The organism is Rhodococcus spongiicola, assembly GCF_004011835.1.
GTDB lineage: Bacteria > Actinomycetota > Actinomycetes > Mycobacteriales > Mycobacteriaceae > Prescottella > Prescottella spongiicola.
The window spans coordinates 98,660-113,231 of the sequence record NZ_RKLN01000001.1; the positions used below are offsets into that span (position 1 = coordinate 98,660).

The 14,572-nt window shown below is 59.9% G+C and carries 8 protein-coding genes; 1 reads left to right on the top strand and 7 read right to left on the bottom strand.

Annotated features, from left to right (window positions below):
• Nucleotides 1-261: 261 nt before the first annotated feature.
• The 7 genes from EF834_RS00455 to EF834_RS00485 all read right to left on the bottom strand — a co-directional run bounded on the left by EF834_RS00455 (nucleotide 262) and on the right by EF834_RS00485 (nucleotide 11,317).
• The gene (locus EF834_RS00455) at nucleotides 262-1,203 is read right to left on the bottom strand and encodes a phospholipase D family protein (protein WP_127944405.1); all 942 of its coding nucleotides are present in this window, start codon (nucleotides 1,201-1,203) and stop codon (nucleotides 262-264) included.
• Nucleotides 1,204-3,018, bottom strand: a complete 1,815-nt coding sequence (locus EF834_RS00460) for an ATP-binding protein (protein WP_164874031.1) — start codon at nucleotides 3,016-3,018, stop codon at nucleotides 1,204-1,206.
• Nucleotides 3,011-4,645 (bottom strand): DEAD/DEAH box helicase, encoded by a 1,635-nt coding sequence (locus tag EF834_RS00465; protein ID WP_235870924.1) that lies wholly within the window; start codon nucleotides 4,643-4,645, stop codon nucleotides 3,011-3,013. The genes EF834_RS00460 and EF834_RS00465 overlap by 8 nt, the downstream gene beginning before the upstream one ends.
• A gap of 129 nt (nucleotides 4,646-4,774) precedes the next feature.
• Nucleotides 4,775-5,623 carry a phosphoadenosine phosphosulfate reductase family protein gene (locus tag EF834_RS00470; RefSeq protein WP_127944408.1) on the bottom strand — a complete coding sequence of 283 codons (849 nt, stop codon included), beginning with the start codon at nucleotides 5,621-5,623 and terminating at the stop codon, nucleotides 4,775-4,777.
• A complete protein-coding gene (locus tag EF834_RS00475) occupies nucleotides 5,616-9,023 on the bottom strand; it encodes a hypothetical protein (RefSeq protein ID WP_235870925.1) in 3,408 nt (1,135 codons plus the stop codon). Before EF834_RS00475 ends, EF834_RS00470 begins: the two co-directional genes overlap by 8 nt.
• 53 nt (nucleotides 9,024-9,076) lie before the next feature.
• On the bottom strand, nucleotides 9,077-10,153 hold the full coding sequence (locus EF834_RS00480) for a DUF4007 family protein (protein WP_127944411.1): 1,077 nt from the start codon (nucleotides 10,151-10,153) through the stop codon (nucleotides 9,077-9,079).
• Nucleotides 10,154-10,156: 3 nt separating this feature from the next.
• Nucleotides 10,157-11,317: a cysteine desulfurase family protein gene (locus tag EF834_RS00485; protein ID WP_235870926.1), complete on the bottom strand. Its 1,161-nt coding sequence runs from the start codon at nucleotides 11,315-11,317 to the stop codon at nucleotides 10,157-10,159.
• Between the two features lie 400 nt (nucleotides 11,318-11,717).
• Here EF834_RS00485 and EF834_RS00490 point away from each other — a divergent pair, with 400 nt between their 5' ends.
• Nucleotides 11,718-14,543: an AAA domain-containing protein gene (locus EF834_RS00490; RefSeq protein WP_127944414.1), complete on the top strand. Its 2,826-nt coding sequence runs from the start codon at nucleotides 11,718-11,720 to the stop codon at nucleotides 14,541-14,543.
• Nucleotides 14,544-14,572 lie beyond the last annotated feature (29 nt).

Below are 14,572 nucleotides of genomic sequence, written 5' to 3' on the forward strand. Positions count from 1 at the left end.
ATGTGGCGTGGATGGCTATTGACCGAGTGCGAGATGATGAGGTATGCAGTTGGCTCCGTTGATCCGGCTCGAGGGCTGTCCTGACGTTCGGGCAGCGGGTACGTTCATGACCGGCCAAAGTCGGCCAGTACCGGCCCAGTTGACGTGGCAGTCGTCGACCTGTACCGCCCGCAACGGACAGCGGATTGAGCGATTCGAGACCAAGTCCGCAAGTTCATGACTTCATCAACGATGAAACCCGCCTTCACAAGTATTCCGGGCCTAATTTCGCAGGCGATTTGTATCTGGCTCTAGAACGTGAATGATCTCCGAGTAGTTTCCGCGAGTGAACCCGAATTTTTCTGGTAAGAATTTTTTTAGCCAGCGATACAACGTCTGTGTCTGGCGAACCGGGTCGACAATATCCGGACACCGCCGAGCGATCCAGTCTCTCATTGCACCGAAACGCTTTGGTTCCTTGGCGAACTCTAAAACCTCGATGACGATGGGCTCATAGGAAAGCATCGCGGCTACATTGGTCTCGAAGGCGTTCCTGTCTTCGACACTTAGTATCCCAAGGTGCCGCAGGTCGATCAACGCATCTCGAGTGAGTGTTGTAGTGAGGTCATCGTGACGTCCTGCTTGAACATCAAATAGCGCACCTGGATCGCGGCAGCGCGGTAGCCATATATCGTGCCCCACACCAGCCCGATCCTGATACCCAAGGTCAGGCATCTCTGAGCTCGGAGCCACAATACTCTGAAGCTCGAGCGCTCTTGACGCTTGTTCCATCAGATCCTGCATCTGGTCTGTCGCGATCACCGAACAGGCGGCGACATCGTCTTCGAAGTCTTGGAGCGGTACGGAGTCGACAAGAAGTTCGAGGTTGCTTGGCTCACGCCACCCAAGTCCCGAAGCGGTCAGGTTCGCTGATCCGACGAATGCGCGATTGTCGAACCGAAAGTACTTCGCGTGAAGTCGGGAACACAGCATGAACTCCGCTGAGCGCCGCTCAAGTGCGGCTTGCCTACAAGCCAGATCACTTACCCCCGTCGCGACTTCCACGGGATGCCACCGTGTAACAACTCTAAGGTCTACCCGGGTGTCGGTCACCGCTAGAAGTCGCCGCAGCACAGCTTCCTTCATGAATGGCGCGACCAGGACGATCTCCTCCTGCGCCGATGCTGCAACGACTTCTAGCCGCGAACCTAAAGATGGTGCCATCTAGCCACGGAGGAATCGTGATGCGACCCGGCCCCAGTCGGTGCGGATATCCTGGAGGGCTTCGCGGCGCGCGGGTAGCGCTTCCTCGTCCTCATAACGCGCCCACGCCATCAGGAGCAGTTTGAGTCCACGGTTTGCGCGACGGAGCCGCTCGGCGAGTTCGTCTCGACTGTCCCCATCAGATATTTGATTTTCGAGAACTTCGACAAGACCCTCATACGCGGGGTGATCAACGTTAATCTTGATGACGATCTCACCCGCGACCGGCCGAACGTTGAAGAAAGCACCTCCATCGAGTGTTCCCTGCGAAAATACGTACTTCATTCCTTCTTGGACAACATCGAGCGACTTGTTGCGCGCCTGAGCTTGTGTCAATCCATCACCTTCAAAAACCTGCGCAAGAGCATTTACGCGTTCAGACTCAGGCATGCTTTCTTCTTTGTCACTCTGGCCCTTCCGACCTTCTGCCTGAAATTTCTTCGTAATTTCGGTCGCTTCAGCCTCTGGGGAGGCGACGCCATATCGCCTTTCTTGACTCTTTTGCCCCTGTGTCTGTATTTTTAGCGCCTTCCTGATCGTGCTCAGGCGGCGTTGTATGTCTTGCGCGACCTCAACGAGATCAGCAGCAGGATCACCGTTCTCCTCCATCTCCCCCTTGATGTCCGCGGTGCTACGCGAATCGTCCTTGATTATGGAGTCAATCGAAGCTGTTACTTCACTGAAGTATCGCGCCGACTGCTTGTTGTTGGTAACACCGAACACCTCGTCCAGCGCGGGCGGGAAGTCGACTTCGACACCCCACCATCGTTCCCTCGGGTCGTAGCCGATTACCAAGGACTGATCGAGATCCAGCTCGCGCCCAGCGCGCATGAGACTCACCCCAACGTTCCGCCCAGCGTGCTTGCCGTAGGGCAGCGCTCCTGCGTTGTTGGGCCTTCTCGCCCCACTCTTCGCGACGGTGAAACGCGTCGTCACGGTGTGCATCCCACCGTCCGGCCCCTCGATCTTCCGCTCGATTTCCCAGGTCTCTTCATCACCATCGGGCTCGAACATCGGGTCGTTGTCGTAGGGGGCGGGAGTGCTCGACGGAGCCATAAGGTACAGGGGGTCATTGACCCGAGCAGGCCTTGCCTTCGTGGCCTGCGACCTATCCCCAATATCGAACTCGGCGAGACGGATAGTTACCTCACCTTCGTGAAGGTAGCGCCTGTACATGCGCCCGATGATGTCTTCGGACCGATCGATGATTGTCGACGCCCTCCGCCACTGCATTCGGTCGAGTTTCGACCAGACGACCAGCGTGCCCGAAGATCCGACGGACTCGGCCAAATCACGCCAACCCTGCGGGACCGGATCAACCACGGGCAACGGAACTGTAGAGCTGGACCCCTTTTCGATCTCGTCGAGATCGATGAAGGTGTAGTTCGCACGGTCAGGAGAGTCGGTCCAAGACCAGACTTCAACGCGACGAGCCTGGGAGATGGACGCGCTCGGCAGGCCCATTCCGAAGCGGCCGATGCCGGAACGATCGTCGAGACGGGTCCCGTTGCCGAACTGCAGCGCCATCCGCAAGGTTTCGGCGTCCATGCCAGAGCCGTCATCAAGCACTCCGACTTCCTTGATGCGCGGCACATGCCGCTTTTGAACAAGCTCAAGTTCTTCACCTGCGAGGAGCTGCACGTGGCGGGCGCCCGCTTGTATAGCGTTGTCAATCAACTCGGCGACTGCATACGCCGTGTTCTTGTACCCGTTGTCTCGCATGGCTGCAATTGCGAGACTTGTTGGCACCAGATCGAAATCGGATTTTTTAGGCATCCCACACATCTTCCCAGTTCGTAAAGGCTTCGGACATACCGCCGAAACCCGGCAGCGAGGTGTCGACGATTGTAACCACAAGGGCCTCTTTATTACCCCCAGCTTGCACCCCGCGTGTCGCCCGACCAACCATCTGGCTGTACAGCACGAGAGACTTTGTTGGTCGCGCAATGATCGCAGCGCTGGTTCGAGGAGCATCGAATCCCGTTGTGAGCACACCGTAGTTGCAAAGAACCTGCGGCTCCTCGGCGTCGGACCGGAAGGCTGCTATCAGACGTTGTCGTTCGGAAGGCGACGTTTTGCTCGTCACTGACGACGCCCGTATCCCACGGGCAGCCAGCACGGTAGCCAGGATATTCGAATGCTGCGCGGTGGTGGCGAAGACAATGACACGGCTATGGGTCCGGATCAAGCTCTCCACGCGAGTAACGATCAACAGGTTTCGGGTGTCGTCCCCAGCTAGTTGTTCGAGAACCTCTGTGGGAATATCAGTTGCCTGCTCAATCTGTCGGAAGTCTTTGGGGCCGACATTCACATCACCTGAATAGGTAAGGGATTCGTACTCGGTTCTGGCGAGGTAGCCCTCGTCGATCAGGTAATCGACCGGATTGGCGTAGTCCGCTACCTTCAGGGTCACCTTCTTGTTAGCGAAGAAGTTCGACAGCTTTCGATCTTCGTCCAGATCGTTCCACGTTCGACCCGGCGTGGCTGTGAGCCCGAGTAGGCACGTTTCAGCATGTCTATCCACAAGCAGTTCGAGAACGTCCTTGTAGGTCGGCGCCAGAGCTTGGTGTGCCTCATCAATGATCACAAGGCGAGACCTGTCCGCTAGTCGGGACCACGTCTGGTAGTTCGATCGAATCGAGTTGTACATCTTGTCTAGACCGCACACGACGAGACCATCTCGAGCGTTATCGATCTCAATAGGGTTGGAACCCCAGAACCGGAAGACCTTCAACGTGCGATTCCCAAGCGCACCCCAGGCGCGCTCGAACTCCGAAGCTGCCTGCTCACAGAGTTCTTCGCTGTAGGCCAACCACACGGCCATGCGTGGTTCGCCTGCCCGCAAGTAGTCGCAAACGACGTTCATAGCTGTTCGAGTCTTGCCAGAACCCGTGGGCATATGAAGTATGGCGCGGCCGGGCCCATCACGCAGGGCGTCGACCACCTCAGACGTCGCTACTCTTTGGTGATGGAACAGGGGGTATCGCGGTTCTGCCGGCTTGTCGGGAAGTATCTCGTTCCGGCTGACTTCCTCATCGACGGAGACGCCAAGCAAGCGGTGGAGCTTCGCTTCTTGAGTAGATCCCTTGCGAAGCTTCAAGGATGTAAGGAGTTCGTACGGATCCCTGGAACCATTTCTCGAGCCGAGACCCAGCCCCTTGACCAGCGCCTCCGCCTGATTCGGTGAGAGCATTCGGAACAGGGCAGTCCGGGCTTTCGGGTCTCTGATGAGGTCACTCGGGGTCCGCTGCAATTTCAACAGCTCACGGAGCTTGCTCGGTTTGGCAAGATCAGGGTCCAAACGAATGAGCAACCGAGTAACATCTGGCCCCACTAGGTCGCGTAGCGTCTCTTCGTCCGCACGAGCCATGAGCGTGTTGAAGTTCAGCCGTTCATCGAGCACTTGCTGCCCCTTGGCTGCCCATCGAGTACGAGCACCCTAAGTGCGACAACAGGTTTGTGACTTTGCCAGTCACAGGCATTCCCCCCTCTGTTGAGATGAAAAGTCAATTGGTCGGGACTGGGATCCAAACTAGAGAGCGCACACCGAGCATTGCGCTGAATCGTCGTCATCGTCGAGGGCATCGCCCAGGACATCCCACACCGGCTTGTTCTTCTTCCGCTTGGACGCGCTATCCATTGCTTTGGCGTGCCGTTCGAGGATCTCTTCACGCCGCGCGATCAAGTCGGGCAGCGACTCCCCGCCCGACCACGTGTACTGCCTCCCCTTCATCGCATACTGACCGAATGATGCGTCACCATCGGCGCCGGCGTCCTGCCTGACCTTCGATTCGATAGCGATCGCCCTGTTGAATAGCTCTGGATGCTTCTCGGCCAGGCCAACCCATTCTGCTTTCCGTTGGTAGAAGCAGAAATAGCATCCTGAACGTGTCCGCCACTCGTAGTACTTCGGAAGACCGATTCCGGCCTCATCGAGAAGCCGAAGGACCCCGTCATGATCGATATCGTCTTCTACGAACGGAAAGACCGTACGAATGTTCGGCTTTGTGCTCACATACCCCTTGCGAGTGGCCTCATCAGCCCGTATCGCTACATAAGAGACGGCGGCGTCCTCGCCGATCCACTCCTCGAGTGGTTCGATCTTCATCTTTGCTGTGCACCAGCGCATCTGGGGTGACGGCAGCGTTCCGCGGTACACGTCGAACCAGTGATCAAATCCCTTCTTGGGGTTCAGTCGGGCGATCGGCTTGCCCAGCGCCGTTTCGAGGCGGTCGAGGTACGCATAGGTCTCGGGAAGTTCAGCACCGGTGTCGCAGAAGAAGTACTCCATCTCCGGGACCCGGTCACGCATGTATACAGCGAGGGCACTCGAGTCCTTTCCTCCGCTGATACCACAGATGTGTCGTACCGAATCAGCCATGGTGGATGTCCTTCCTGTGCTCGCCGTGCAATGCAGAAGATGTGTCTGTCTCTTCCAACGCCAACCTTGCCATGAGCATCCGACAAGCTTTCGTCCGTGAACCCCACACCTCACCGAGTTGCGCGAGGAGCGGCTCGAAGTGAGCGTCAATCGATTCCCTCTGCCGCTCAGTGATGGAGAGCAGCTCGGTGCGCTCGGTACCGTCTGGATGGGTAAGGGTCATCCGGCTGATGGCGAAGCCGTCGGGCTCAGCATCAGCCGCACGGCGGTCGTACAACACTGCCTGGACTCTGCGCATCGTTCCGCCAACTTCAGAAATCCTGAGAGAGAAACGGTTGGCCATATCGTCGTTCCAGACCCGTGGAGCGTGGCCTTCCGAGACGACCATTGCCACGTTTTCCAGCCAAGCCCGATCCTCCAGGGGCCTTGCGAGGGCACCGACAAACGCCTTGAGCCGGGGCTCGAGTATTCCACCGTCCAGGTTGGCTGCCTGCCCCGCGAGGAGCTTGCGAGTTTCGGACAGGGTCAATTCGGATACAGTCCCGGTGAGCGCCGTCGCGTCGATCAGGTGAGACTTGATGTCGTCGAGAAGTGCGTCATACGCGCCCTTCAGCTCGAGGATGACCTCCGCGAGCCGGTCTGCGTATTTGCCGGCGTCGACCTGGTTGCCGTTCCCGATGGCCGGAAACGGCTTCATCCCCAAGACCTGTGGGAGCGTCTCGAAGACAAGTACATCCGGCTCGGAAGCTGCGTGAAACGCACTACGTACTTCGAGTGCGTCCGCCGAAATCGCACTCTTCGTCTTCTGCGCGTACGGGGGCAACAGCCGTAGCTCCCGGAAGAGCGCAGTTGCGACATTGAGAAAGGTTGGCTGTTGCGAGCCCGCCTTGATCTTGAGCCGGGCGATGAGTGCATTCACGACGATTCGGCGACTTCCACTGTCGGTTCCGGTGTTTCGGACCGTGAAGTGGACAGGGTTGCGGGTAAGCCTCTCGGCGACGGCATCGTCGAGCGACAGGACGAGGCTTCCGTGCTCGTACAGGGCGATCTCGTTAGCGTTGACGACGAGGTTTGTCGCGACGAGGAGCGGGATCACGCCTTCCTTCAAGCCGATAGGGGGCTCAGTGAGGCGCCTCGTGACTTCAAGCAGATTCGTTCTGGTGGTCCTGGCATCCTTGAACACGGAATCGATCGTCTGCCACACTGCCTTCCACTGTGTGTCCGATGGGGCCTGAATTTCCCAGACACCTTCTGAGCTTTCACGGTGCATCCCCGTCGAACGGAATAGTGCGTCATAGATAGCCCGTTCGGGCCCATACCCCTCGATGCCGAAGGACTGCTCGCCCCCCTTAGCCAGCATCGCTTCCATGAGCACCCTACGAGCCTTGGCTCCCTGGCTTGTGAGTTCGCGCCTGGCGATCATCTCGTTGGATACACGGGGAGTATCGGTGTAGGCGCGATCTGAGACTTCTGACAACACGGCGGACAGACCGGTCTTGGGTGCCAACTCTCCGTCGTAGCCCGCGAGTACCCAACTCGCACGTGAATTCCAGGCACTACCGACCAAGCTGCGCAGCTGTTGCTGCGCGGCCGCCGTTCGCTCAGCAAGCTCGCGCTTCGCCACCCAATCGACATTCTCGTCCTCCGCGGAGTGGAGCGCGAGCTGCAATGCGGCCGCCTCCAGCGCTGCCTCCTCAACGGCAGCAAGATCGTTCGGAGTAATCACCACGATCGGCTTCCCACCAGAAGCGAGCTCCAGAAGCTCCTCCGAAGGGTGGGCGGTCGCGTATAGAACCGCACCGTCCCAGGCCGCGTCCGGCGCTTGAAAGTCCGCCGGCGTTAGGTTGCTGAACTTTTGTTCGAATATTCGCAGTACGCCGTTCCGTTGGCTGTGACGGCCAGCCACAGCCGGTTCCAACGGTGTCACCTCATTCAGCAGCGTTGCGAGATCCTTCGTTGCACATTGCCTCTTGGCGCCGGCAATAGCGCGCCGAAGGTCGTAGTCAGATCCTTGCCAAACTCGGTACTCGTCAGAGAAGGTCCGGTAGACGATCAGCCCCCTGTCCTCGAGTGAGGTCAGCACAGTGCCGACCTCATCGAGGGTGCTTGAGCCGTCTTGTCCTGTAAGAAGCGCGAATTCGAGCATGGGGCGTGACGCTCGTACGCTCCCACCGCTCGAAACTAGATTCAGGACCCCGATAGATTTGAGGGCGCGAAGCTCCGCAGAAGTGAGGCCGACGGTGTCCCTGATGCGTGTTTCGATCTCCATCCAGCGACTCGCGGTCTCGGAGACCCCGATCATGCTTCCGGCGGAATCGAGAAAGTAGTCATAGACCCGGTCAAGCCCGAGAAGCGGTACCGGTTGTGACGGATTCCATTCGGAACTGTCGAGAAATGCCGGCACGGCGAGGGGTTCCGTACCCGCCATGAAGGAGAACAATGTTCGTTCGTTCTGGCCGTAGCGCGTGCAGAGATCGGGAAGAACCGCAAGTGTGAGAGGGTGCAGCGGAATGGCATCCCGCGCGTCCTCTACGAGATCACGCAGACCAAGGTGCTCGAATGTCGTCGAGTTGGCTGTGATCCATTTGTCCGCGGCTTTATCGAGTTTCGGCGTCGTACGCTCTAAACTACCAACGATCAAACGGCGAGACTGAGAAGGTGTTTCGACGTAAGGGATGTCCTGGAAACGCCCTTGCACCTTTGACCATTCGCGTCTGCGCGCTGCAGATGTCTCCTGGACGTACTCGTCAAATGACAAGTGTTGCATGGTGATTATCACCAATGGAAGCGCATCGTCGCCCTGAGTTAGTTCTGCTAGTTCTTGCAAGAGATACGGATCACCTAGGTGACCGGATTCGGCGAAAGCTTCGAGATTCTTTCCGAACTCGTCGATGATCAGAATCATCGGACGAGTTGCACACATCCGTTTGATGGTGTCCCGAATGTTGTCCGTCGTCAGTGTTCGACTAGCTTCACTGTCACCGAAAGTGTTGGGGACGATGGTCTGCGTAGGTCCGAAGGTGCGCGCAGCACCGGAATGTAGCGCGCGCGCAATCGTGGACGAAACAGGTTCAGTCTTCGCTGTTGCGAAGGCCCGAATCATTCCTTCTCCCTGAATTCCCAGACTTCGCAATCCCTGGAGAATCAGAGTGTCTATGCTCTCGTCGACCATGCGCAGAATTGCGTGAGATTCAGCGAACTCGGGCGCGCTGTCTGGAGACAGCAGCGCGTCAAGAAACACGGCCAGGGATGACTTGCCTCCACCGTGCGGTCCTGTGATCGAAAATGTGCGTCCAGCAGCAGAATCGGCAAGCCCACGCCCGATTCTCCCGACGACGTCGATTGCACGCCCAGTCGGAACATACCCTTCGACTGCGTGTGCACCATGGTCGCGTTCCACGTTTGCTGACCGACTGAACCGCGGACGGGGATGTACGTATCGTGAGAGTGCACTCATGCTGCGGTTCCCTTCGCGGAACTTCTTCGGGTCTTCTTTGTCTGCGCCTTCTTGACTGCCCGTTCCGGTGAATCGTCGGGGTAGGCCTGTCTTGCGGCCGGCCCCGCAACTACGATGTTCTCGGCTCCCCAGAGGTCCGAGCGTCGTTTTCTGTGATGTTCAAACATCACCTCACGAGCAACCTCGATTGGATGCGGGTCGACAGTCAACTGTTGCGCTCCGGCTGGTCGCGCAATCTTGATCCCGGACACTTCCTGTTCCGACTGCTCGATCGCGCCGACGATGTCCTCCGCAGTCAGTTTCATGATCCGACCGGGCGAACCGGGATCGACGGCAAGTCGATCAATCGAGATGGTGTTACTTCCACCAGCGTCACGGCTCATGTAGTCGAGGCATGCGTATGTGATCGCGGCCGCCGGCAGGCTCCGCTTCTCGCCGCGAACGAATCGGTAGCTGTTTCTGGAGCCGGGAGATGGCTGAATAATCTGCAATTCGCGGAATGGCGAATCCAGTACGTCGTCCAGGGTTTGCCGCCCGCGCGTTTCTCGTCGTGTGTACATACGGAGAAGGCAGTCAACATCCTTTCGGATGCTTGATTCCTTGGGCTGTTGCCACGTCGTGGCCGCTATTTCGTCAACACAGTACTGCAGCAACTCATCCTCAGTGAACTCGACTGCACTGAAGTCGTTGAATGTCAATCGCCATATCGGCAGCATGGTTTCGGCAGCTATGGCCTGCCAGTGTAGAATCCACAGCGTGCTCGGATCTTCCATGTATGGGTCTAGCCCACATTCTTCGTCCAGGAAGGCCCGACCGAATTGTGTGGGCACTGAGACGGACACACGCGATCTTTCTGGATGAGGCTTCCGTGTGACGACCCTGGTCGCCGTGGACCAAAACCGTATTGCATCGACCATGTTCTTTCCGACACCAAGTTGGACTGGAGCCTCAGGCAGATTGAAGGCGTTGGGATTTCCAACGGCTGCGTCGTAGCCCTTCTTGATCCATCCAAAGCGTGGATGGAATGTTTGATGGTTCGCGAACGTCGGAACTGCGGATTGTTCGAGTGTCATGGATCAGCCTTCCGATCGCGTTGTCAGCTCGCGAACACGCACAACCGCTGATGCAATCTCATCAGTCGCATGCTCAATTTCGTCGAGCGTTGTTGGGCGTCCAAGCGAGATCCTCAGGGTCTCGGAGGCCGCCTGGTGAGTCAGACCCATTGCGAGCAGCACATGGGACTGCGTGGGTGTTGCGGACTGGCATGCGCTGCCGGAAGAAACGGCAACACCTGGCATCGAGGTCATCACGGCTTCAGCGTCTGCGCCGCGAAACCGCAGGCTCAAGGTGTTAGTTAGCCGTTCGGCTTCAATCCCGTTCACTTCCACATCACTGAGACGTAAACGCAGTCCGGTCAACAACTCGTCCGTAAGGTGTGCCAGCCTCTGGGCGTCAGCGGGCTGTTCTTTCGCTGCCAACTGAGCCGCTCGACCGAACCCCGCTAGCGCCGGCGTATTCTGCGTGCCGCCCCGCAGTTCAAACTCTTGTCCACCGCCGGGAAAGATTGGGACTAGTCGTCGCTGGATGTGTCGGGATGCGATCAGGGCGCCCGCACCTTTGGGCCCGTAAATCTTGTGGCTACTACAGACCAGAAGGTCCGAGCAATCGACGACATTCGCCATGTCGCCCTTGCCAGCAAGCTGGGTTACGTCCGTGAAGAGAAGTGCGCCGCGATGTCGAGCCAGCTCGGCGGCCGCTCTCGAGGGCGCCAGAACCCCGGTCTCGTTGTTCGCGGCCATCAGGGCAACAACTGAGACCGTGTCGTCTATCAGCTCTGCGAGGTGCGAGAGGTCCACCAACCCGGACCGCTCGACGCGAGCGCGCCTTACTTCCCCGCCGGTCAGTTTGGCGGCCACATCCGCAGCTGAAAGAATGGCCTTGTGCTCAGTGGCCGCTACCACAATGTTCGGCCTCACTGGAGCGCCTCCCAGTGCCGCGCCGATAATTCCAAGGTTTGCTGCCTCGCTCGCACCGCTGGTCAGCACGACATCCCGTGCAGGCCTACCGGCTAGATCCGCAACATGGTTCCGCGCCTCTTCGACTACCTCGGCGGCAGCCTGACCGCTCCTGTGCTGGACGCTCGCCGGGTTCGCGAACTCCGACGAAGCTTCGACAATGGTCGTCGCCACCCGCGGGTCGACCGGCGTTGATGCATTGTGGTCGAGGTAAATCATCATGGCGGCACCGATCCTATAGGCCTGGTTCTCTATCCCCATTGAGGCGCGCGGCGCCTTGGCTGTCGGCAACCATTGCAGATGCCACCGACAGAATCCACCGGCGTCGTGGTGAGCCACCTCGGCGGGTCCGCAGCCGACCGACTCGAGGAGTCGACAACGGGATGAGCCCTGGGGCGACAAGTAGAGCGCCTCGCACTCCGTTGGCACGACGCCGCAGTGCTCGTGCGGCGGCGTGTGATTGAGCGAGTCGACCATACGTGGGTCGCGGCTTCACCTAGTGAGCAGTCCGCCACAGCCTTCGCTTCGTTGATCGGTGGGCTGCCATCGTCCCTGCCGTACCTGTCTGGTAGACACCCGGTGGGCGTCACTGGCCCTCCATGCTCGTCGAAAGGCTGACCACATGAGCAGCTACCCGTCCCGGCTCGTAGGTGCCCTCAAGACGATCTTCTCGGACGGGCCGATCGACAGTTCGGCCCTTCGCGCTCGGCTCGAGCAAGCGGGGTTGCGCAGAATCGATGACACCGACATCTACTTCGCGTGCCACGAACACGCACTCGCCGTTCTCGATTCGACGCAAACCAGGTGGGTACCCACTGGGTGGGCATCTCCGCGGTCCGGCGCCGAGCCCGACGGCAACCCGGCGCGGGTACACGAAGCGGGAAAGGGATCGAGGTCACTGACACGCAGCGACCAGCGCGAACTCGCCCGACTTCGCGCATCCGCCAATCTCAACGACGAGCGTGCAGACGAGTGGACCGCCCCCCTCGACCCCGAATGGCAGAAAATGGCCACCGAGGCGGCCAAGGCTCTCGCGTCGGAGCACAACGAGGTGACCCGAACCAGGTCTACTCACGACGTCGCCTTGACTCGGGGAACGTCCGTCGTCGTGACAGAGGCCCGCAAGGTGATGCGATTCGAGATGCAAGGCGATGCACCTACAAGCGAAGGCCAGACTGCAACGCTGATCACCCAGTTCGATAAGTACGAGGTCGAGGTCGTGGCCGTCTATGGCACGGAAATCAGCCTGTCGGTGTCGAACAGCTGTCCAGACCTCGAATCTGCGACGCTGCGCTGCGACCTGTCATGGCTCCTCGGCCGTCAGCTAGAACGCCTCAGACAGTTGCTCGTCGACGTGGGCCAGTTCGACACAATCGCTGCACTCGACGTGGTATTGCCCGGGCGGGGAGCCGGCGCGCCTGTCTCCGACCCACCCGCGCTGCCTGAACTGAACAGGGCCCAACGCAATGCTGTGTGTCAGGGCCTCGGCGACGGCCTCACCTGGCTGTGGGGACCACCCGGCACAGGCAAGACCACCACCCTGTCGGTCCTGATCCGCGAACTCCTGGCCAAGGGAAAACGCGTGCTCCTCACCGCCCCGACGAACGCAGCTGTGGACGTTGCCCTTGCCGGCTTCCTCAACCACGCCAGCGGCTTCGAAATCGGTGACGTGGTTCGGGTCGGAGAGCCGGCCACCGACGCGCTCACCGGACGTCCGGTCCCGGTACTGACGGACGAGGTCACTGCCATGCGTGGCGAATCCGTCGCCGCACGACGCGTCGAACTCGAGAACGAAACCCGCGAGCTACGACAGGAACTCCGCAAATTCACCGCGGCCAAGGACGCAGTTGCGCCCACCGACGACAACCGAGTGCGGGCTATCGAGGCCCAGATCGCGCGAAACCGTGAGATGTCGAAGAGGCTCGGCGAGATCTTGTCCGACGTACGCCGGAAGGTCTGTCGTGAGGCCCAGCTCGTCGCCGCCACCACCCACCAGGCGGTACTCGACACCCTCGCCGACGCGGTCTTCGACGTCGTCATCATCGACGAGGCAAGCATGGTCTCCACGGCGATGACGATGCTCGTCGCGGGCCTCGGCAGAGGACACACCGTCATCGCGGGCGACTTCCGCCAGCTCCCGCCGGTCTCGAGATCCGATGAGCCACACACCAGGCTGTGGCTGCGCCGCAGCTCGTTCGAGAGTGCCGAAATCGACGCAGCAGTGCGAGCCGGGAGTCCGCTGCCCAACCTTGCGGTCCTCGACGTCCAACATCGGATGCACCTGAGGATTGCGGAGTCCGTCAGTGACGGCTTTTATCCCGAGCGCCGGCTCGCAACCGCCGAATCGGTGCTCCGACGGCACCGCGCCACATCCGCGCTCAGCGACGCGCCGATCGTGGTGCTCGACAGCTCCGCGCTCTCCCCCAGGGCGGCGCGAAAACACGGACTGCACTCCCGCTACAACCCCATGCACGCGCAGCTCGTTGCAGCCCTGGTGACGACGTTCCATGAAGATGCCACAGCAGCCCTCATCAGCCCCTTCGGAAGCCAAGCCACGCTACTCGACTCACTTCTGGACCCGTCCAATACAAGGCATGCAGCGTCGACAGTGCACCGCTTCCAAGGCGGTGAGGCCAACGTCGTCTTGTTCGACGCCGTCGACACCACTGGAGGCGGGATGAAGCTCCACCAGTGGTTCGAGCGCGGCCACTCAGGCAGTGACGGCGCCCGGCTGATCAACGTGGCTGCCAGCCGCGCCCGCGATCAGCTAATTCTCGTCGCTGATCTCGGCCGTATCCACCGCGCCAGGACCACAGTCGACGCCGTGCACAAGTTCACAGCGGCAGCGCTAGCCGAAGCGGAGTTCTTGCGATGGAAAGACGTTGTTGCTCTACCCGGCTCGCCGACCACTCAGGAGCCAGGCCTGGAGCGGCTGATTTCCGACATCGGGGCAGCGAGAGAAGCGATAGACATCTGGTCCGGTGACCTCGACCCGAGGACCGCACGTCCCATCGTTGCCGCGCTCGCCGACGTTGCAGGCGAGGTTCCGGTGTCGATCTGGTACCCCCCGTCCGGAGGCGGTGATCTGCCTGACGTCTTGGCCCCGCTGCGGTACTCGTCGGTGTGCCTCCGGCCGTGTAGCCCAGTCCGCGAATCGACGGCAGTTGTCGGCGACGCACTGTGGACAGCCTCTAGCCCGCTTCTCTCCGAGGACCCGGGTAGGGTGCTGCGCACCGCAAATTCCCAGCTCGCTAGAGCCGTCCGTCGTGCGCTGCTGCGCCGGAAGACTGCTCACTCACCCGGCAGTGGCGACTTCGCCGAAACGTGTGCCTGCGGACGCCTGCTTGTCCGGGAAGAGGCAACGGGCGGACCTCGCGCCGGAGTCTGGTCGGCCTGCAGGAAGTGCGACGGCCCTGGAATGGGCAAGCGAAAGAGCCCGCGTCGCTAGTCGATCACGTTGACGCACAAGCGTCCGAA

Coding starts and splice junctions, on each gene's coding strand:
- EF834_RS00455 (WP_127944405.1), bottom strand. CDS start 1,203: ATGGCACCATCTTTAGGTTCGCGGCTAGAAGTCGTTGCAGCATCGGCG.
- EF834_RS00460 (WP_164874031.1), bottom strand. CDS start 3,018: ATGCCTAAAAAATCCGATTTCGATCTGGTGCCAACAAGTCTCGCAATT.
- EF834_RS00470 (WP_127944408.1), bottom strand. CDS start 5,623: ATGGCTGATTCGGTACGACACATCTGTGGTATCAGCGGAGGAAAGGAC.
- EF834_RS00480 (WP_127944411.1), bottom strand. CDS start 10,153: ATGACACTCGAACAATCCGCAGTTCCGACGTTCGCGAACCATCAAACA.
- EF834_RS00485 (WP_235870926.1), bottom strand. CDS start 11,317: ATGATGATTTACCTCGACCACAATGCATCAACGCCGGTCGACCCGCGG.
- EF834_RS00490 (WP_127944414.1), top strand. CDS start 11,718: ATGAGCAGCTACCCGTCCCGGCTCGTAGGTGCCCTCAAGACGATCTTC.